The organism is Acetobacter indonesiensis, from assembly GCF_000963945.1.
GTDB lineage: Bacteria > Pseudomonadota > Alphaproteobacteria > Acetobacterales > Acetobacteraceae > Acetobacter > Acetobacter indonesiensis.
Genome location: NZ_BAMW01000012.1, coordinates 12,862 through 31,409, shown reverse-complemented (window position 1 = coordinate 31,409; position 18,548 = coordinate 12,862). Strand labels below are relative to the sequence as shown.

At 56.2% G+C, this 18,548-nt stretch carries 19 protein-coding genes and 1 pseudogene; 10 read left to right on the top strand and 10 right to left on the bottom strand.

Annotated features, from left to right (window positions below):
- Positions 1 to 406: 406 nt before the first annotated feature.
- Positions 407 to 769, bottom strand: coding sequence for a winged helix-turn-helix transcriptional regulator (locus Abin_RS04800; RefSeq protein WP_048845222.1), 363 nt, complete (start codon positions 767 to 769; stop codon positions 407 to 409).
- A gap of 115 nt (positions 770 to 884) precedes the next feature.
- On the opposite strand from Abin_RS04800, the gene Abin_RS04795 reads away from it, so the two are divergent.
- Positions 885 to 1,751 carry an NAD(P)H-binding protein gene (locus tag Abin_RS04795; RefSeq protein WP_048845221.1) on the top strand — a complete coding sequence of 289 codons (867 nt, stop codon included), beginning with the start codon at positions 885 to 887 and terminating at the stop codon, positions 1,749 to 1,751.
- Positions 1,752 to 1,847: 96 nt separating this feature from the next.
- On the opposite strand, the gene Abin_RS04790 is transcribed toward Abin_RS04795, so the two are convergent.
- Complete coding sequence (locus Abin_RS04790; protein WP_048845220.1) at positions 1,848 to 2,753, bottom strand: AraC family transcriptional regulator; 906 nt, start codon at positions 2,751 to 2,753, stop codon at positions 1,848 to 1,850.
- A gap of 92 nt (positions 2,754 to 2,845) precedes the next feature.
- Here Abin_RS04790 and Abin_RS04785 point away from each other — a divergent pair, with 92 nt between their 5' ends.
- A complete protein-coding gene (locus tag Abin_RS04785; RefSeq protein ID WP_237938396.1) occupies positions 2,846 to 3,598 on the top strand; it encodes an SDR family oxidoreductase in 753 nt (250 codons plus the stop codon).
- 656 nt (positions 3,599 to 4,254) lie between these two features.
- On the opposite strand, the gene Abin_RS04780 is transcribed toward Abin_RS04785, so the two are convergent.
- Positions 4,255 to 4,671 (bottom strand): winged helix-turn-helix transcriptional regulator, encoded by a 417-nt coding sequence (locus Abin_RS04780; protein ID WP_255319405.1) that lies wholly within the window; start codon positions 4,669 to 4,671, stop codon positions 4,255 to 4,257.
- A gap of 102 nt (positions 4,672 to 4,773) precedes the next feature.
- On the opposite strand from Abin_RS04780, the gene Abin_RS04775 reads away from it, so the two are divergent.
- A complete protein-coding gene (locus Abin_RS04775; protein WP_048845218.1) occupies positions 4,774 to 5,700 on the top strand; it encodes an aromatic alcohol reductase in 927 nt (308 codons plus the stop codon).
- 75 nt (positions 5,701 to 5,775) lie between these two features.
- On the opposite strand, the gene Abin_RS04770 is transcribed toward Abin_RS04775, so the two are convergent.
- Positions 5,776 to 6,228: an Rrf2 family transcriptional regulator gene (locus tag Abin_RS04770; protein WP_084593470.1), complete on the bottom strand. Its 453-nt coding sequence runs from the start codon at positions 6,226 to 6,228 to the stop codon at positions 5,776 to 5,778.
- Positions 6,229 to 6,331: 103 nt separating this feature from the next.
- On the opposite strand from Abin_RS04770, the gene Abin_RS04765 reads away from it, so the two are divergent.
- Entirely contained in the window at positions 6,332 to 6,814 is a 483-nt protein-coding gene (locus Abin_RS04765) for a DUF2938 family protein (protein ID WP_048845217.1), read from the top strand.
- Positions 6,815 to 6,833: 19 nt separating this feature from the next.
- Here the strand turns inward: Abin_RS04765 and Abin_RS04760 are convergent, their stop codons facing one another.
- Positions 6,834 to 7,748, bottom strand: coding sequence for a helix-turn-helix domain-containing protein (locus tag Abin_RS04760; RefSeq protein ID WP_048845216.1), 915 nt, complete (start codon positions 7,746 to 7,748; stop codon positions 6,834 to 6,836).
- A 149-nt stretch (positions 7,749 to 7,897) separates the two neighbouring features.
- On the opposite strand from Abin_RS04760, the gene Abin_RS04755 reads away from it, so the two are divergent.
- Complete coding sequence (locus tag Abin_RS04755; RefSeq protein ID WP_041240784.1) at positions 7,898 to 8,644, top strand: SDR family oxidoreductase; 747 nt, start codon at positions 7,898 to 7,900, stop codon at positions 8,642 to 8,644.
- A 40-nt stretch (positions 8,645 to 8,684) separates the two neighbouring features.
- On the opposite strand, the gene Abin_RS04750 is transcribed toward Abin_RS04755, so the two are convergent.
- Positions 8,685 to 9,596, bottom strand: coding sequence for a LysR family transcriptional regulator (locus tag Abin_RS04750; RefSeq protein ID WP_048845215.1), 912 nt, complete (start codon positions 9,594 to 9,596; stop codon positions 8,685 to 8,687).
- 115 nt (positions 9,597 to 9,711) lie between these two features.
- Between Abin_RS04750 and Abin_RS04745 the strand changes: the two genes are divergently transcribed.
- The 5 genes and pseudogenes from Abin_RS04745 to Abin_RS04725 all read left to right on the top strand — a co-directional run bounded on the left by Abin_RS04745 (position 9,712) and on the right by Abin_RS04725 (position 12,854).
- Positions 9,712 to 10,044, top strand: a complete 333-nt coding sequence (locus tag Abin_RS04745; protein WP_003626994.1) for a YciI family protein — start codon at positions 9,712 to 9,714, stop codon at positions 10,042 to 10,044.
- 52 nt (positions 10,045 to 10,096) lie between these two features.
- A complete protein-coding gene (locus Abin_RS04740; protein ID WP_048845214.1) occupies positions 10,097 to 10,984 on the top strand; it encodes an MBL fold metallo-hydrolase in 888 nt (295 codons plus the stop codon).
- Positions 10,985 to 11,202: 218 nt separating this feature from the next.
- Positions 11,203 to 11,778 (top strand): annotated as a pseudogene (locus Abin_RS04735) (IS3 family transposase); the annotation flags it as partial.
- Positions 11,779 to 11,922: 144 nt separating this feature from the next.
- Positions 11,923 to 12,504 (top strand): DJ-1/PfpI family protein, encoded by a 582-nt coding sequence (locus Abin_RS04730; protein WP_048845213.1) that lies wholly within the window; start codon positions 11,923 to 11,925, stop codon positions 12,502 to 12,504.
- Between the two features lie 26 nt (positions 12,505 to 12,530).
- Complete coding sequence (locus tag Abin_RS04725) at positions 12,531 to 12,854, top strand: ribbon-helix-helix domain-containing protein (RefSeq protein ID WP_048845212.1); 324 nt, start codon at positions 12,531 to 12,533, stop codon at positions 12,852 to 12,854.
- Positions 12,855 to 13,361: 507 nt separating this feature from the next.
- Here Abin_RS04725 and Abin_RS04720 read toward each other — a convergent pair.
- The 4 genes from Abin_RS04720 to Abin_RS04705 all read right to left on the bottom strand — a co-directional run bounded on the left by Abin_RS04720 (position 13,362) and on the right by Abin_RS04705 (position 18,037).
- Complete coding sequence (locus Abin_RS04720) at positions 13,362 to 13,718, bottom strand: 3'-5' exonuclease (RefSeq protein ID WP_048845211.1); 357 nt, start codon at positions 13,716 to 13,718, stop codon at positions 13,362 to 13,364.
- 220 nt (positions 13,719 to 13,938) lie between these two features.
- A complete protein-coding gene (locus Abin_RS04715; protein WP_048845236.1) occupies positions 13,939 to 14,460 on the bottom strand; it encodes a hypothetical protein in 522 nt (173 codons plus the stop codon).
- A gap of 146 nt (positions 14,461 to 14,606) precedes the next feature.
- Positions 14,607 to 17,570: an HsdM family class I SAM-dependent methyltransferase gene (locus Abin_RS04710; protein ID WP_048845210.1), complete on the bottom strand. Its 2,964-nt coding sequence runs from the start codon at positions 17,568 to 17,570 to the stop codon at positions 14,607 to 14,609.
- On the bottom strand, positions 17,567 to 18,037 hold the full coding sequence (locus tag Abin_RS04705; RefSeq protein ID WP_143217204.1) for a hypothetical protein: 471 nt from the start codon (positions 18,035 to 18,037) through the stop codon (positions 17,567 to 17,569). Before Abin_RS04705 ends, Abin_RS04710 begins: the two co-directional genes overlap by 4 nt.
- Positions 18,038 to 18,548 lie beyond the last annotated feature (511 nt).

Here is an 18,548-nt window from a genome sequence, read left to right as displayed (position 1 = left end):
GTTCTTCGGCCGTGCAAATGTCTGCTTCTCGCCTCTTCATAACTCATATCGGACATTCTGTTCCCCCCCCCGATCTGCCTGTCTGCTCAATGAATGGCAGCAGACAGCCTGTAGCCGCCTTCATCCTCGACATACAAGGCGCGATAAAGTTTTCCAAAACCGGACATGTGCGCGTGGCAAGTCCGACATACTCGCGTATGCCGTCACCGTTGTTCCCGTCTGCCAGTAATTTCCGCTCATGTGCCTCACGATGCTGCGCATATTGGTAATTATACTGTAGCAAAATGAACCGACATCTCTGGACAAACACCTGAGCGAGCGCATGGTGAAGTGGTTCAACTTGATGGCATGATGCTCCGCATGCGCTGCTGATTGACGGCGCGCTTCATCACACCTCAACGCCAGTTCAGCCCTGCGCGGCACGACGATCAAATGCGGTGCGGGCCTGTTCAAGTGCGGGCCGGTTCTCACGTGCCCAACTTGCCAGGGCTGCCAGAGGTCCTGTCAGGCTTTGCCCCAATGGGGTCAGACAGTACTCAACCTTCGGCGGCACGGTGGCATAGGCTTTGCGAGCCACCAGTCCATCGCGTTCGAGCCCGCGCAGGGTGATAGTCAGCATCCGGTGCGAGATGCCGGGGATGCGGTGTTTCAACGCATTGAAACGATGGGTGCCTTCTGAGAGATGGCCACAGACCATAACCGTCCACTTGTCGCCAATGCGTGCAATCACCTCTGCCAGGCCGCGACATTCCGCTTCTACATTTTCCATTGCTACTCCTTGGGGCGACAGGAACCTGGGTGTTCTTGACGCATGAATTCATGCGTACTTGTTAGCTTATAGGAACAAATTTATCCTAAAGAACTATAAATAACCATGGAATCTGATGATGAAAATAGGTGTGAGCGGTGCCAGCGGTCAGCTCGGTAGCGCAGTTGTTCAGGCGTTGGCGGAAAAGGTTGCGGCCGAAAATTTGGTGGCGATTTCGCGCACCCCCAAGACCGATCGAACCTACGCAGGTCGCTTGGGCGACTACGACCAATCTGAGACATTGGTGGCGGCCTATCAGGGCTTGGATCGCCTGCTGTTGATTCCAGGGGCTGATCTGCGGCCGGGGATTCGTTCGCGCCAGATGTTGGCGGCCGTGGATGCCGCTGCACATGCCCAAGTCGGTCACGTCTTCCTGTTGTCGGCAACCGGGACGCAGCGTGAGGGGGAGTCCGCCGTTGGCGCGGCGTATTGGCACAGTGAGCAGGCGTTGATCAAGAGCGCGATCCCCGCATGGACGATACTGCGTATGAGCTATTTTTCCGAGACGCTGGTCGAAGAGGTGCGGATGTCTTTGACGGCAGGCGGGCTTGCGGCGCTTGAGGACAGCCGCGTCAGTTTCGTTTCGCGCGGCGACGTGGCCAAAGCTGCCGCCGCCGCATTGACCAGCGAGGGCCACGAGGGCGCCATATATCAGCTGACAGGCCCTGAAACCCTGCGCGGTAAAGCGGTGTGCAGGCTGGTCGCGCAGCACATCCAGCGGCCGTTTGCCTTGAACGTGATGCGCGCCGAGGTGTTGCGAGCCGCGTTGCTCAAAACGGGTCTGCCTGAGGTTGTGGCCGATGCCGTGGTATCGATGAAGGCGCGGCAGGCGCGTGGCGCCTACGACATCGTCAGCGGTGACATCGTGCATTTGACCGGAGGCACGCCATGTTCCCTGGCCGAGATTCTGGCGAGTACCGCCGGAGGACTGGGGCAGTCGTAGCCCCGCACTTGCTGGGTGCTTTGCTGCGCCAGTCGACGAGGGCCCCGCACCACCGGTGCAGGCCTAACGCGGCGCGCTCCAGCGTGATGCGAGGGTTTACATCATATGGGCGCGCGCATAGCGCGCAGGCGGCATCCCCGTCCGCCGTGCAAATGCCACGCTGAAGGCACTGGCCGAGCCATAGCCGACTCGTTGCGCCACCTGTTCGAGGCCGAGACCCGGCTGGCGCAGCAGTTGCTTAGCCAGCGCCATGCGCCAGATCAGCAGGTATTCCATCGGCGGCAGGCCGACGCTGCGGCTGAACCGCGTGAAAAACGCAGAGCGTGACAGGGCCGCCTCCTGCGCCAGCATCGCCATGGTCCAGGCCCGCTCCGGCTGCATATGCATGGCGCGCAGAGCCGCGGCCAAGCGTTCGTCGGCCAGGCCGCGGGCCAGGCTGGGCGCCGTGGCAATGGCCGATGCCGAGCGCATGGCCTCGATCAGCACCACCTCCAACAGCCGCTCCAGCACGAGCTCGTGCGCTGCCCGTTGCGCCCGCGCTTCCTCGTCGATCAACTGTATCAGCGTGGTCAGCCGGGGCTGATCGCGGACAATGACCTGATCAGGTAGCAGCGAGACGAGCAGAGCAGCGTCGTGGGTGTCGAACCGGCAATGGCCGATGCGCATGCGCAGATCGGTCGATCCGTCACGTCGGCCAACATGGAAAAGCCCCTCGCCGAGTTTTTCAGGTTGATTGGCGGGCAGGTCTGGTGGCGCATCAAGGCTTTCGATCCGCAGCGCGCGCATCGCAGGGGCAAGTACGAAGTCCCCGGTCAGCAGCACTACTGCTGGCCCGGTGCCGAACGCGATGCGACAGGAGCCTTCAAGGATAGCGCAGTAGAACGGCTCGCCGGTGCCATCGCGGTAGATGCGCCAAGGCGCGGTGCACGCCACCTGTTTGGAGAAGCGGGCCATCGGTTTCAGCAGTGTGACGATCTCGGCCAGGGGGTCGATGGTAGCCATCAGGACGGATTCAAATGAAATAGCGACTTTGGATTGTAGTTAGTCTCGATCTGAGGGCCTAGCATGGCGCCATTGATTTTTGAAAGGAGAAAATGATGTCTACAGTCTTGATTACCGGTTGCTCGTCGGGCTTCGGCCTGGAAAGCGCTAAACGCTTCCACGAAGCCGGCTGGGAGGTGATTGCGACCATGCGCACGCCGCAACAGGATCTGCTGCCGCCCTCGCTGCGCTTGCTTGCGCTCGACGTGACCGATGCCGCCAGCGTCGAGCGCGCCGTTGAGGCGGCCGGGCCTATCGACGTTCTGGTTAACAATGCTGGTTGTGGCGCCGTGGCGCCGGTGGAACTGACCGCGCCGGAGACGGCCCGGGCGTTGTTCGAAACCAATGTGCTCGGCACGCTGGCCATGGTGCGTGCCGTCGCCCCGCACATGCGTCGCCGCCGCGCCGGCGTCATCGTCAATGTCAGCTCCACGGTGACGGTCAAGACCTTGCCTCTAATCGGGGTGTACAGCGCCAGCAAGGCGGCAGTAAACGCCTTCACCGCTTCGCTGGCACTGGAAATGCAGCCTTTCGGCGTGCGCGCGCACCTGGTGCTGCCCGGACGTGCCCCGCAGACCCGCTTTGGCGACAATGCCATGCCGCATCTGCGCGGCATGGACGACCCGGATTACTCGCCGCAACTTCAGGGATTCGTGCAGAGCGTGCTGGAGGACCAGGGCCCGGTCACCCACGCGACCGATGTCGCGCAGGCCGTCTGGCGCGCGGCCACCGACCCAGCTGCGCCCTTGCGTATCGCTGCTGGTGCCGACGCCGAGCTTTGGATGGCCGAGGCGGGGTTGGCGTGATGGTGGCGCGTGTTTACGTTGCGCCCAGGTTTCGATCCAAAAACGCCCGGATGACTGCGCCAATCTCAGCGCCATAGGGCTCCAGTGCCAGATGACAGGTATCGTAGGAGCGCACATCCGCGTGGGGGATGTCGCGCTTCGAGGCATCGGCCCCAGACGGTCATCAGCGGCGGCTGGTACTGGCGAAAGTAGGCCTGTGGGGGGGTATATGGCCACGTTGGAGGCGTAGTCCAGCAGCAGATCCAGCTGATGTCGGCGTTGCCGGGGCGGCTAGCGACGGTGTTAATGCGCCACGGCTTGCCTGTTTTGAGGACGGCGTTAGCGATTGTGACAAGACGCTGTGCGATAGCAACGATCACCAATCTATGCGCCTTACCCCGCTGTTTCATACGCTTTGCCACAACTTTCAGGGCCGGGTTATGGCATGACGCTGCCAATCCGGCCTGAAACAGGACATGTCGAAGAGATCTTCGACCTCCTGAAATGACAGGTTTCGCCCGCGGCGCCGAGCGAAGAGTTCGGGATCAAGCCTGCGATCGCTGTATTGCTGCTCGCACGGCGTGCGTGGTCGTGGCGCTCCCATCACGTATTTGTCCCAGAAGGCTTGCGTCCACTCTCGTGAAAATATCACACCCTCAAACCACGGGACCAAACGCCTAAATCAGACCGTCACGAGGCTCAACGAAAGTGCTATTCCTCTCATTGTCGAACCGATCGCGTGCCGTTCTGAATGCAGGAGCGTTGTCAACAATCCACCGCCAAAGTGGCATCATTCCTACGAGAAGGCCTTTTCCTAAAGGAGTGAGAGTATAATCCACTCGTGGCGGGACCTCACCATAATCATGGCGAATAATAAGACCGTCGCGTTCTAACTGACGAAGAGAACGCGTCAACATACGCTGGGTAACTCCCTCAAGCCGCCGCGCCAGCTCTGCGTGCCGCAGAGTACCAGCAACACCAAGAATATGGACAATACCGAGTGACCATCTGTTGCCGGCATGCGCAAGCACTTCTCGCTTCAACCCGCCATCGTTGTCACTGAGAGCAGCACAGGCTGCCTGCGACTGAGCCATCACGGCATCGAAGTCCAGATTATCGAACGGTATCACTCGTGTACCTTCTTCTCATTGCTACATCATGTCTTATTTTAACTTCATAATTATAAGGAATTCCTGATGCCAGAGATGAAGACCCCTGTCGCTGAAACCCTTGTCATCGGCGCCGGAGAGCTTGGGCTTGCTGTCATCACCGGCCTGCTTGAACAGAACGCGGAATGCACTCGGTCAATCAGCGTTCTTCTCAGACCATCAAGCGGAGGCACCAGAACGGATATTGCACGACAATTAAAACAAAAAGATCTGCAGATCGTTTATGCTGATCTTGCGACAGAAACAGTAGAGGACCTCTCCGCCCTCTTCGCCAAGTTCAATACGATTATATGTTGTACCGGGTTTGTTGGTGGTCCCGGAACACAACGTAAAATTACCAGTGCTGTCCTGAAGGCTGGGGTGGACCGTTATGTGCCGTGGCAGTTCGGTGTCGATTACGATGTTGTTGGACGTGGCAGCGGGCAGCCAGTATTTGATGAGCAATCAGACGTAAGGGACATGCTGCGCAATCAATCTGCGACCCGATGGATAATTGTTTCGACAGGAATCTTCACCAGCTTTCTGTTTGAACCAGCTTTCGGTTTGGTGGACCTTCAGGGTGCCAAGGTTCGCGCACTCGGCAGTTGGGATAACCGTCTGACGGTGACCACTTCCGAAGATATAGGGCGACTCACAGCGAGTATCCTCGCCCATAAACCGCCGATCCAGGACGAGGTGGTTTACGTTGCCGGGGATACGTTTTCCTACGCTCAACTCGCCGAAAAGATGGAGCACTATCTTGGCCGCCCTGTCATTCGGGAACTGTGGGATATGGATAGGCTACGCGCAGAAGTCGCCGCACACCCTGATGACGGAATACGGAAATATCTTCTTGCGTTCGCACGCGATACTGGCGTGGCATGGGACAAGAAACAGACTTTCAACGCTTTACAGGGCATTGAAGTAACTGACGCCATGACCTGGCTAAAACACCAGCAACGTCATGTAGCTTAAACCACTCACTGTTTGCGACATCTGAATTCCGGGAGGCACAAGGTCAGCATCAATCCTAGCCATCAGCCCCTTGGTTTACTTGCAGAGCGTGGTCGGACCATGGCGCGCTGCTAGCCTCTGATGGAAGTCGGCATGAAGTGCTGCAAGTGTAATCTGACCAAAACACGCCAGAAATTGGGCCTTAACATCGGCCAGGACGCTACTCATGGCGTGGTTAACGGCTTCTTCGACTAGGCACTCAGTCTCCTCACTCCGGTTCCCTATGGCGAATAATCGTGGAGCATCAAGAGCCTCGTAAATATCCCGCAGCGTTACCTGATCCAACTGGCATGAAAGCGTCCACCCGCCGCCATGTCCTTTTTCGGAGTGTACATATCCATGCTCACGCAGACCGCCCATAAGACGTCGCACAACCACGGGGTTGGTGTTAAGGGCGCGAGCCAGAGCTTCTGACGTCATGGGACCACCTGCTTCTGCCATATGCAGGAGTACGTGGAGCACACAGGATAATCTGTTATCTTGTCTCATGTAACTTCATGTGTTGCTAGAGTGTAATTTCGTCAGTATATCATGAAACTCGAAAAGTGACATGAAAGTGCGTGCGAACACTCTTACTTCGAGGACATGCTGTATGAATTTGCTCGAAATTCTGACAGTCGGCGTCGTGGCGACTGCTGCATCCGATATCTGGCAACAGGCCCAGAAACCATTGACTGGAATTCCTGCAGCCAACTGGCCTGTCACCGGCCGCTGGGTCATAGGGTGGCGCGATGGCAGGATCTATGACCCAATGATTGGAAAAAGACCCTCCCTGAAAGGAGAGGCACCTGTCGGCTGGGCATTTCATTATCTGATTGGTGCTGTTTATGCCGCACTGTACCTCAGTTTTGTGGTGGTTATAGCAAAGACAGTCCCCACACTGCTAAATGGTCTACTCTTCGGACTTGTTACCCTTTTAGCCCCTTTTCTGTTTATGAAACCTGCTCTGGGCGGCGGTTTTTTCGGGCTTAGAGCCCCCAATCCTGAAAAAGGACTATTCCTCAGTATAAGCGCTCATGCTGTCTTTGGAATGGGATTGTATTTAGGTGAACTTTTTTACCAAGGTCTTTTCTAAAACATTATTCATATCGTGATTATAGTTTTCTATAATCACGAGGACTGACACCTGTCACTCTGCGGAAGACCTGAGCAAAGTGACTTGGATTGTTGTATCCGATCTCCAAAGCAATCTCGATAATGGAAAGATTGGTCTTACGAAGCATTTCTGATGCTTTCTGGACGCGGCGCTGCATGAACCAATCAGAGGGGGTTTGTCCCGTGGTTGTACGGAATGAGCGACTGGTGTGAAAACGGCTCATGCCACACAAAGCAGCAAGACAATCCAAATCGAATGGTTCAGCCAGATGTGCTTCCATATGATCAAGAACTCTACGCAGTTTCCATGTGGGCAAGAGAGTGGATCGTCGCTTTATCTTAGCTCTGGCATCAGCATACTGTCTTAAAAGATGAACTGTCAGACTTTCCAGAAGGCCATTTACAAATAAGGGATTTGCAATAACGGAAGATTGCATTTCAGCTATCAGGCCACTCAAAATTCCTGATATGAAAGCATCTTCCCCGCCCGAAACATCCCGCATTCGAATACGGGATGAATTCAGATTTAATGACATGGCAGCTCGATCGACAAGCTCAAGTCCAAGATAAAGATGCAACACTTCAAAACAAGTGCCTCCCTTGCCCTGCCAACGCATCAGATAGGGTGTGTCCGTCTGCGTGAGGTAAAATGTTCCTGCTCTTGCCTTGCTCTGTTCCCAAGGCCCTGTCAGCTCACGCTCTTCGACATTTGCTTCTCCGCGGATAACCCAGACAAGCAAGGGTTCTGCGACGGCAGGCACAAGAATTTCGTCTTCTTGTACCGGGCGAGTGAATATCTGGACGTCAACATCCTTCCAGACATCCCCATCACTTTGCGCGACTTTCTCCCCGGGCAGAAGTTGCTCCAGTGTCAAACTGGCAGCACGCCGAGAAGGAAGGCAGGATAAAACCATCCGCTACACTCTCTCATTTCCATGCGCGACTATCTATAGCGCAAAATCGCAATAGTTTCAGCAAGAAGCCAAGCGAGATATCTTCTGGCATAATTTACACCTCCTTCGACAATTAAGGCCGATTGAAGGCTCGTCGTGTGGAGAAGATTATGAATATTGCAGGAAAAATTGCTCTGGTGACCGGAGCATCCAGTGGCATTGGTGCGGCAACAGCGCGCAAACTTGCAGCAGAAGGAATGACAGTCGGCCTGGCGGCACGTCGTCATGATCGCCTGGAGACGCTTGTTAGTGAAATTACCAAGGCTGGCGGTCGAGCCATTCCTCTGGTGACGGACGTTACTGATCTTGTCTCGTGTCAAGAAGCGGCAAAGAGCTTGATCGCCCAATTTGGAAGGATTGATGTTCTGGTCAACAATGCGGGCCTGATGCCCCTATCCAGCGTTGACAGCCTGAAAGTGGACGAATGGCAGCAGATGGTGGACGTCAATATATCTGGTGTTCTTAATGCAACGGCAGCCGTTCTTCCGCAGATGATCGCACAGCATTCGGGCCATATTTTCAACATGTCCTCGATTGCAGGCCGGAAAGTCTTTACGGGTCTCGCCGTTTATTGTGCCACCAAGGCTGCGGTGACAGCGTTTTCAGACGGCCTAAGAATGGAGATCGGACCAAAGCATAATATCCGCGTTACCTGCATTCAGCCGGGAGCCGTAAAATCAGAGCTTTACGATCACATTACAGATGCTGATTACCGCAAACAGATGGATGACCTTGCAGCGTCCATGACCTTTCTCGAGGGCGAGGACATAGCAGACAGTATCCTTTTTGCTCTGAAATCACCTGCACGTATGGATGTTGCAGAACTGTTTGTTCTTCCGACTGAACAGGGATGGTGAACAGGAACTGATTGCCAACTGAGCTTAGGAGTCAGGCACCCTACCGTCGAAAAGAGGCTTCAGGCTGGAAAGCCTCTTGAAGCTCGGTCACAAAGACCCGCAGCTTTGGTGTCATAACCGGACCTGCGTTATAGAGCAGGTGCACGGGCCTGTCCGGAACTTTCCACCTGGGCATAAGCCGGACAAGCCGTTTGCTTTTAATATCTGGAAGCAGAGCCTGCTCATATCCCACCAGAATACCATCGCCAGCAAGTGCTGCAGAATGCAGAACACTTGAATCATTACTGATTATCCTCCCGGAAACGGTGACTGGCCGCGTAACGCTTCCTTGAGAAAAGTGCCAGGTCGTTACAGGGCCGCCGGAATTTTCATACACGAGACACTCGTGGCGCATCAGATCTTCGGGCTGCTCTGGAAAACCGTGTTTTTCCAGATAGGTTTGAGCTGCACAGATGACCCGACGATAGGCCGTCAAAGGGCGACTGACCACTGTAAGGTCCGTCTCAAGTTCACCAATTCGGATCACAGCCTCATGACCGTCCATTGTGGGGTGAATCAGTTGGTCTGTCAGTGACAAATGGACTTGAATTTCTGGATATCTTTTCTGAAAATTGTGAACAAATGGCAGCAATACTGTTCGCCCGAAAGTGACGGGTACACTGACAGATAATGTACCGCGGGGTGTGCCAAGCGTATTGGCTGCCAGACTGTCAGCTCGTTCAGCAGCCTGCAGAACAAGCCGACATTGCTCGCAATAGAGCCGTCCTGTTTCAGTCAGACTTTGCCGACGTGTCGTTCGATGCAACAGACGTGCACCAAGGTGATGCTCCAGAGCCTCTATATGCTTGGCCACCATCTGCGGCGACAAAGTCAGATGCTGGGAGGCCGCAGCAAAAGATCCCAATTCCACAACCTTGATAAAAATCTTCATGCTGGTTAACCGGTCAAGCATTCACCATCCTCAGTTGTGACTGATGTCTTGTATCGACAATTTATCCAGCGAAAAAGAGGAATATGCTGAAGGCTTCGAGCGATTGGCAAGTCCAGTTCTGATGGAGTCTTTCGAAATGCCTGTTTATCTTGTGCGCATGGACCACCCTGACGGCGAGGGATGGGGACAGCATGTCGCAGCACACGTATTGTATCTCAGGCGCCTTATTCAGGAAGGTAGTCTGCTGGCCTCCGGTCCGTTGAAAGGCACCCCACTGCGCTCCGGCTTTCTGATTATGAAAGGTGCCAATCGGCAGGAGATTGACGCGATGATTGCCGGTGATCCCTTTGCATCAGAAGGTTTGATTTGTGATCTGCGCATTGAAGAATGGGACCCGCTATTCGGGTGCCTGTCAAACCATGCAACTGGCAAACTCCCGCAAGAATTGAAGTCTCTTTTCCCTTCATGACAACAGCGCTGTGTCTTTTGAGAAATAAAAACGAAAAGAGGGCCTTGGGATTATGAACGATCTTCAGTGGTATACTGTAGGGGATGCCCGCATACTAAAAATACAGGATCTGACGCTAGCAGCACTCACTCCAGAACTCTTGCTTCCTAACTGGGATGATGCAACGGCACTTCAGGCTTATCCTCATCTGTCTGAAACGCTGGATGCTTCAGAAACGAAAGTCCTTTTGAGCGTTCATAGCTGGCTCATCAAGGATCGCGGTCGGAACATTCTTGTGGATACGGGGGCCGGGAATAGCAAGGCTCGACCTGCTGCTCTGTTTTTCGATCACTTGCAGACCGTGTGGCTTGAAAATCTGATGCGCGCTGGCGTCCGACCAGAAGATATCGATTTTGTTCTTCTCACCCATCTGCATGTTGATCACGTGGGGTGGAACACACGCCTGCAAAATGGCATCTGGGTTCCGACCTTCCCGAATGCCCGATATGTCTTTTCTAGAGCCGAATATGATTTTTTCAGTAATCCGGCTCATGATAGCGTCCGCAATAAAACCAGTTTCATGACACGCATTGATAGCGTTGATCCGATTATCTCGGCGGATCTTGCGGATCAGATTGACGTAGACGGATCCGAAGTTCTTGAAGGAATCTCCTTTCACCCCACACCTGGGCATACGCCCCATCACGCGTCTCTCGTGCTGAAATCAGGTATGGAGCGTGCGCTCTTCACGGGTGATGTCATGCATCACCCCATTCAGGTATGTATTCCGGAGTGGAGTGCCGTTTTTGATGCAGATCCTCAGATAGCCATCATATCGCGAAAATGGGCTTTGAATTATGCTGCCGAACACACCGCAGCAGTATTCACATCACATTTTCCGATGACATCCGCTGGAAAAGTGATGACATACGACCAGGGAAGGGGTTGGTCTTTCCTCTAGGGCTGCCATTATGTCCGCTGTTCACCTCGTTCAATTCCATTGCGGACATTCCGCTTTCCCCCCTAAGCCGTCTGTCAGCTCAGCAGAAAGAGCAGACAGGCAGTAGTCGCCTACTATGCGGACGCCGGAGCGCAACTCCACCCTTCCGGATAGCGGACGTGTGGCCCAGAGCGTACGGAGAAGACTGTCCGTTAAGCCTGGTGCGGTTCAATCGGAAATATCCATATCTGCTACGGGATCTGGTCATCGATCGGCCTGACCAGGTGTGGTGTTCCGATATCACATATATTCCCATGAAACGGGGATTTCTCTATCTCGTGGCGATCATGGACTGATTCACGCGCAAGGTCCTGTCCTGGCGTCTGTCGAACACGATGGACGTGGAGTTCTGTATCGAGGCGCTACAGGATGCCCTCATGCGCTATGGCACCCCGGACATTTTCAATACTGACCAAGGGTCGCAATTTACGACACCCCGTTTCACCGGGATACTGGAAGATCGTCAGATCCGCATCAGTATGGACGGGCGTGGGCGATGGCTGGATAACGTATTCATCGAGCGTCTGTGGCGGTCGCTGAAATATGAATGCGTCTACCTGCACGCGTTCGAGACCGGATCAGAGCTGAGGGCCGGGCTTGGCAGATGGATCGCCCATTATAACGAAAGGCGTCCGCATACGGCGCTGGCTGGACGTACGCCTGATGAGGCGTATCATGACGTGCCGACGCCATCTGGTCCGGGGTTAACCCCGGACCAGATGGCCAACAGCAACGCCGTCAGAAGGGCGGCATAACGACAACCGGGTATAGCTTATCAAGCCCATAAAACTGTCCGAACAAACGGCTCCACCTCTGTCGTTACCACCTATTACCCACAGTCCTTCTGCATACGGTAAGAAGGAGTCCGTCTTTTGAACCTCGATCGTCAGGATGATCTCATGGCTGGTAAACGTATTCTCATGCTCGCAGGTGATTTCGTTGAAGATTACGAAATCATGGTGCCATTCCAGATGCTGCTGATGGTTGGACACAAGGTGGATGTGGTGTCTCCGGGCAAGAAGGCTGGCGAGCAGGTGGCGACGGCCATCCACGATTTCGAAGGCCATCAGACCTACACCGAAAAGCGTGGCCACAACTTCACGCTCAACGCCACCTATGCAGACACGAAAGTAGATGATTACGATGCGCTGGTCATTCCGGGCGGTCGTGCGCCTGAACAGCTCAGCACCGATGAAAGCGTGCTGGACTTGATCCGGGCCTTTGTGACGGCTGACAAGCCGATTGCTGCCGTCTGCCATGGCCCGCAGCTTCTCGCTGCTGCCAATGTCATTTCCGGTCGCAAGGTTTCTGCCTATCCCGCCTGTCGTGCTGAAATGATCCTTGCAGGCGCAGACTATCAGGCGATTGCGATTGATGGGGCTGTGACGGACGGTAAGCTGGTGACAGCACCAGCATGGCCAGCACACCCGGCCTGGATCGGCCAGTTCCTTAAGGTTCTGGGCACGAAGATCGAAGCCTGATTGTTATCCGCAGGGAAAGACCCGCCATGTGTGAACTCTACGTCCGCGCCGACCCGATCTTTTACGAAAGCCGGACACGGTCCCTGCGGATCCATGGTGTCGTCACCACGATCCGGCTGGAGAACATGTTCTGGGATGTCTTGACGGAAATTGCCGCAGCCGATGGCATGACCGTCAACCAACTCATCACGAAGCTTTCGGATGAAATTCTGGAGCTTCGGGGTGAGCTGCCCAATATGGCGTCTTTTCTGCGGGTCAGTTGCCTGCGCTATCTGGACCGGGAGCGTCAGATCCAAAGCGTTCCGGGATCTGTGGCTGTTCAGCCCGTTCCGCTGCAAAGGGTCGGTTAAACCTTACTGTCTGAATCAAAAAGCGACCTAGTCATCTTAGCGGACGGGCCTCTGAAATTACGTTTGCAGTCCAGACGGCTCCAGTTCTTCAGTGTGGATCTGGTGTGCACATGGACGCATCAGATCTGCACTGCCCGGATGAGAGACGCGTTCATGAATGAGTTTTTACTCGACATAATTGACCGTCTGTCGCCTCAGAAAAAACAAAGCAGACAGGCGGCAGTCGCCTACATGTCGGTCATCCGGGCGGTTGAGAGAGTTTCTCGAAAGCTGACATCAATCATCCAACGCTCTACCGGAAAGGACGAATGGTGGACGTGTGTGCGTATTCTATCCAGTCGAGGTTCGAATCTCGGCGGACGGGCCATGCCGGATAGCGATGAGAACTATACTCATCCAAAATAGGTGCAATGGCATAGCTAGCTGATGCTGGCCATGAGACTTTCTCTTCTTCGCAGCTCGCTCCTTATCGCTTCCCTTACTGTATTAAGACGAGCCTGAATCTGGTTATATCTCGATTTCAGGCACGCCTGCATCAGTCAGAAGCTGATAGAGTTCAGCCACATTGTTTCGCTTTCCGCGTTGTTGGCAGAAGGCAAAGATGGCGCGTTGTTTCGCCCGCGAGAGGGCGAGGAAAAACGCTGCGACACTTTCGGGGTCGCCGGGGGTGTGGGCCCACCAAGCCCGGTCATCGAGGCCCACGAAGATGATGGTGTCGTATTCAAGTCCCTTGCTCTTATGGACGGTCATCATCGGAATCTGATTAACCCCCTCGAACGCATCGAGGCAGGCCGCCCAGTTCGGGGCGCCATCGGCAGAAGCGAAGAAATGGATGCAAAAAGCTTTAAGGATGATCTGAAGCAAGTCGCCAACGCCATATTCGGCATAAGTTCGGACGATTGCCCCGAGATCGAGGTATTCGAAAACCCGTTTGACGAAATCGGCAGCTCATCGCGTCAAGTTTCCCTTAATCAGCAGCCGCCCTCTTCCATGATTTCGTCACCTATACTTCACGGATCAGTATAAATCGCGCTTTAGACAAAACTTTTGATAAAATCGTAATCAATTGGCGATAGACTAAATCTTAGGATCCGGCTGTCAGCCCGAGCAAAGCGTGGTGGATCGCGATGGCGGGTCGCTCAACCGTTCTGGCATGTTCGGATCGCCAGAATGCCGGATGTTCGACGACTGGAGAAAGCACGATCTGTTCGTCGGCCCGCTCCACGCGCCCCAAATACGCGTTTACGCCCGCCGCTGCCGACAGCGCATCGCCGCTGAGCAGATACCCCGCCATGAAGCCGGAGGCATGGTTTTCCGCGTATTTACCCGAACGGAACCGATCAACACCTTCGATTACATACTCGCGGCAAAGGTAGGTGTTGCTTCCATCCAGGCGCTTGCACTCGATGATCGCGTGAGGATCGTGCTCAGCGTAGCGCAGGAAAACTTCTACGACATACAGGGGAATGTCTGTTCGACCGTCGGGTGTCATGACATCGGGGGTAGAGCGCGACTCCATACCGAGCGCCACGATGAAGGACTTGCCCCACGCCAGCGTTCCGGACGTCAGAGCCTGGCGCATTCCGTCTCGCAGCCGCTCTGTCATGACGACCTCGCCCTCTGAGGCCGTCTCCCCATCTATGGCCGCCAAAGCCCACCCCTCCCGCACCGTCACTAGGATCGCGGCGACCACCTCATCGGCTAGGGCGATATATTCGCGCCCGACGGCGCCTTGAGACTCATGAGGGATCCTCAATGTCGGCGCCCCGCAAAGCTCTCGGCGATCACCGCATCTGCATCCTCAAGCGCCACGCTCTTCAGCCAGTGTCGACGAGCTGCGGGCTTGATGATCACGACCTCGTTGCGGCCGTGGACCCGCAGTTCGCGCTGACCGGTGAGTGCGCTGGCGAGAGGCACCTTCATTCGGTCCTCGAGCCGTCCGAAGACTGCCGCGAGACTTCCGTCGGGCGAGACGATTTCCACCTCCGGGGACTTGGCGCCGTCCTCCAGGACGAACCGGACAATCCGCATCGCATCCGTGCCACGCAGGTCGAACACTTCCGCTCGAATGCTTCGTTGGCGACGCGCCGAAAGCAATCGATCCAGCACGGCTGAGAAGGTCTGTGCATAGGCCGCGACATCCTCGCGCGGGTCCGCCGGGATCATAGAATCGGAAAGCCCCGCGCTCCATTGCCATTCGGCTTTGAGGAGCCCGTCTCGCACCACTATCCGGTCGTCGGAGTCGAGTCCGTAGAGATCGAAGACAGCCTCGTCGAGCGCGATCCAATCTTCTGCGTTCAGAGCCCGAGTTCGGAATTGCTGCTCAAGCGCATAGATCTTTCGACCGGCATCTGAACCCGCGATCAGGTTGAGATCCGGCGTAGGCAGCAGCGCCACGTCCTGTCGGAAGAGACGCCGTTTGTAGAGGCCGAACTCTCCGGCGGTCATGAGGAAGAACCAAGCCGCCAAGGCTGAGCTCAAGATTCCGGCGAGGATATGGGCTGCTTCGCGATGGGACGCGGGGAAGGGTGCGCCAAAGAAGGCTTCGGCGAAGACGAGATCGCGATCGGAGACCGCGGTCAATGGCCTCGGCTCCCCGGGCAGAAATTCCTTCACCAGCAGCAGGGGCGCTTTGTAGAGCGCCCGATCACGCGGCCACTGCGCGGCGGTTAGTCCGAACGAGGGTAAGTAGTCGGGCACGGCGAAGGGTTGCAGGTCGTCCTTCTGTAGATAGTCGAGCGCAGTCAGGTAAGCCGCGTCGCGGTTCCGGTTCTCGGCTTTGCCAAGAATGAGGCCATCGCCCAGCACAGTTTCCAGATCACGAAGCCGCTCACCAAGCGGTTGATGCCTTTCGGTGAGATCGTCAACCAGACGCAGGTCCCGGCGCCGGCCGAAAGCCGCCGTCTTGAGGCGGGTGGGCCGTGCTTCCCAGTCGTCCAGCGACAGACGGACGATATCGCTGGGTGCGATGTCGAAGGTGTGGGAGCGCGGCCCCGCGGGCGACCATGGGACCTGGACGATGGTCAAGGTCTCGGTTGGCTGGGGCCGATGCCGGGCGAACAGGACCATGGCCGGCATCGCTGCGCCCTCGAACAGCCAGGATCGGAGGTTCGAGAGATTGACGAGTGTCACCGGGCCCAAAGCTCGGACCACGTGGCGTGCCGCCGATGCGCCTGTTTTACTGGCGCTGAAGAATGGGGTGGCGCTCAGAACCATGCCGAACCGTGTTTGCGGGTTCGCGAATTCGGCAGCCCGCATCAGGAAGTCGAGGCCCACGCCCCGTGGCTGGGCGGGAAGGGTCTGTCCGCCCTTGCGCCGATCGGCCGTGCCGGCTTTACCCTTGAAGCTCCAGGGCGGGTTGCCGACGATGACGTCGAACGACTTTAGGCCGTCATCTTCAATGAGATGTTCGGTCCCAGCGCCTGTCTGCTCAATGGTTCGAGCGTCACCAACAAATAGCGTTCGGCCGATTAGAGGCTCGAACGTCAGGCCTTCCGGAGGCTGGGGATCAGGGTCGAGTTCAAGGGCCGCCAGATAGAGGCTGAAAGCCGCGACCCTGATCGCAGCTTCGCTGATATCGACGCCGTAGACCTGGGTATATAGCGTCTTGCGGATGCCCTTCCTCGTCAGCGGCGTTTTCAAGCTCTGCAGGTGGACCAACCGCCGAAACGCCTCGACGAGGAAGACGCCCGATCCACACGTCAGGTCGAGCACGGTCTGTTCGCCGTCGAGGCAGTCCATGACCTCGTCAAGGATCAAGGCGACCACAGGCAGGCGGGTATAATAGACGCCTGCGCGGGTGGCCTCCGTGGAGCGGGCTCGTCCAGCAATGGGCGCGGCGCCGGAGTGTGCGAACTGTTCGTAGATCGAACTGATCAGCTCTACCGGGATGACGTTAAACTGATACGGAAAGAAGGTGGTCTGCCCGCTGACCGGATCGACGGCGTCCAGAAAGTTCGCGACCCGGGAAAGATGCTCTGGCGCAGGTGGGGCCGCCGAGGACGGCGGGAACATGTCGCCGTTGAAGGTCTTAGAAAGCCACTGAAACAGCTGGCTGGTTGCTTGCCGGTCGCGCAGCGCGGCTGATAGACGTGTCATTCCGCAAAGACTGTTCATCCGTTCTGCGGTGATGATGTCGCGGTCGAGCAGATATTGAGTGAAGATCGCCCGGCCGATCAGCGCCTGGGCTTCGCCTCGGGCGAGGTTCGCCGAGACTAGGTCCCTTTCGAGCACGGCAAGATCCGACAGTAGTTGTTGATCGACTGCGGTCTTGCGATCCACCTGCTTCGTTTTGGTCCAGAACTGCCCGGTCTCCATGGCGAAGCGGCCTGCGAGCGCGTCGAGCTCTTCCAGTCCGGAGGCGATCGTCTGGAAGGTCGCAAGACGGTTCTTGGCCGGATCGGCATCGGGTCGAGGCCGGCCGAAGCCATTATAAAGATCTATGCGGTCTGGAGACACGACCCAGAGAAGGGGCGCGAAACCCTCATTCCAGATTTCCTGACGCCATGCGGCTAATTCCTCATCGGCCGGCAGGCTAGAAGCGAACTTGAAATAGACCGTCAACGAGGATTGGCCGCGCCACATGGCATCAGGCGTGAAAGAACGGCCCCGGCGGCTAAAGCGCGCTTCGTCACCCAGTAGAACGCCCGGTGCAGCTTCGCCATCGGCCATATAGCCGGTCGCCGACAGGACTTGTTGAAGGGCTGCGCTAGTCATCGCCCCTTCTTCACCATCTGGGGCGCGAACGGCAGAGCAGCTTGCACCGAGGCAGGCGCAAGCGGCATCACTCTCTGGCTCAAATCGTGGATGAGCTGGTCGCAGGGGACGACGAAAGTCGGATCTTTAAGCGGCTTTGCAGCAAGGTCTGAGCCGGCCACCAATCGCGCCGTCTGAGCGTCAATCAAAGCGATCGAGCCCTCAAGATCAGAGGGGCGAGTTTCTGACAAGGCGCGAAAAAGCGCGTCCATGCTGTCACCGATATCACTGATGCGAACGTGGAAGTCGCCGGTGATCCGCCGCGTGATCGCCAGTCCAAGAATGTCTACGAAGGTAAAACGAGCCGCTTTGCCCGGCTTGGCGGCGAGGTAGCTCACTGCCTTGCGCCATGCACGCACTTCGCCTGGCGACACGCCAGCGAGATCGCGCGCTTGCTCTTGGGTGAATTGGATCGTTTGCAGCGACATGATTCCTTGTTGCAGACAACAAGAAAATTTGCAACACCTCACATGGTTACGAGCGTGGTATCTCAACGATGTTGCCCGGCCACTGTCTTGATCCTCGGCGGGAGTGAGGAGCTCGTTCTGACTTGCGCTTTCGGCCTGGGCAGCCGACTTCGCCAAATGCACTACGAGTGCCAACATCCATTGCGGCCTTCGTCAACCTCTCAATGTCCGCCGCTAGCGCAAAACTGTCATCGCTCGCGGTGGGGACGTCAGGCGCCAGGCGCAATTTCCAGCGTACAATCGGCGGCTATTTTCGGGGTAATCTATGCTATCTGGTCGGGTAAGTGAAAACCCTCATTTAATAGTGCTATGGAGGGCTATCGGCGGGACTTACAGCGCAATAACCGAAAATATTGTGCGGTGATTGGCGATTATGGGCGGCAATATCGCGCTATCGGCGGCGAAGTGGCGGAGCAAGTGGGATCCGAACATTTACACTGAATTAATTGACCGGCGCTTGGCTGATTCATAA

Coding starts and splice junctions, on each gene's coding strand:
- Abin_RS04800 (WP_048845222.1), bottom strand. CDS start 769: ATGGAAAATGTAGAAGCGGAATGTCGCGGCCTGGCAGAGGTGATTGCA.
- Abin_RS04795 (WP_048845221.1), top strand. CDS start 885: ATGATGAAAATAGGTGTGAGCGGTGCCAGCGGTCAGCTCGGTAGCGCA.
- Abin_RS04790 (WP_048845220.1), bottom strand. CDS start 2,753: ATGGCTACCATCGACCCCCTGGCCGAGATCGTCACACTGCTGAAACCG.
- Abin_RS04785 (WP_237938396.1), top strand. CDS start 2,846: ATGATGTCTACAGTCTTGATTACCGGTTGCTCGTCGGGCTTCGGCCTG.
- Abin_RS04780 (WP_255319405.1), bottom strand. CDS start 4,671: ATGGCTCAGTCGCAGGCAGCCTGTGCTGCTCTCAGTGACAACGATGGC.
- Abin_RS04775 (WP_048845218.1), top strand. CDS start 4,774: ATGCCAGAGATGAAGACCCCTGTCGCTGAAACCCTTGTCATCGGCGCC.
- Abin_RS04770 (WP_084593470.1), bottom strand. CDS start 6,228: ATGAGACAAGATAACAGATTATCCTGTGTGCTCCACGTACTCCTGCAT.
- Abin_RS04765 (WP_048845217.1), top strand. CDS start 6,332: ATGAATTTGCTCGAAATTCTGACAGTCGGCGTCGTGGCGACTGCTGCA.
- Abin_RS04760 (WP_048845216.1), bottom strand. CDS start 7,748: ATGGTTTTATCCTGCCTTCCTTCTCGGCGTGCTGCCAGTTTGACACTG.
- Abin_RS04755 (WP_041240784.1), top strand. CDS start 7,898: ATGAATATTGCAGGAAAAATTGCTCTGGTGACCGGAGCATCCAGTGGC.
- Abin_RS04750 (WP_048845215.1), bottom strand. CDS start 9,596: ATGCTTGACCGGTTAACCAGCATGAAGATTTTTATCAAGGTTGTGGAA.
- Abin_RS04745 (WP_003626994.1), top strand. CDS start 9,712: ATGCCTGTTTATCTTGTGCGCATGGACCACCCTGACGGCGAGGGATGG.
- Abin_RS04740 (WP_048845214.1), top strand. CDS start 10,097: ATGAACGATCTTCAGTGGTATACTGTAGGGGATGCCCGCATACTAAAA.
- Abin_RS04730 (WP_048845213.1), top strand. CDS start 11,923: ATGGCTGGTAAACGTATTCTCATGCTCGCAGGTGATTTCGTTGAAGAT.
- Abin_RS04725 (WP_048845212.1), top strand. CDS start 12,531: ATGTGTGAACTCTACGTCCGCGCCGACCCGATCTTTTACGAAAGCCGG.
- Abin_RS04715 (WP_048845236.1), bottom strand. CDS start 14,460: ATGACAGAGCGGCTGCGAGACGGAATGCGCCAGGCTCTGACGTCCGGA.
- Abin_RS04710 (WP_048845210.1), bottom strand. CDS start 17,570: ATGACTAGCGCAGCCCTTCAACAAGTCCTGTCGGCGACCGGCTATATG.
- Abin_RS04705 (WP_143217204.1), bottom strand. CDS start 18,037: ATGTCGCTGCAAACGATCCAATTCACCCAAGAGCAAGCGCGCGATCTC.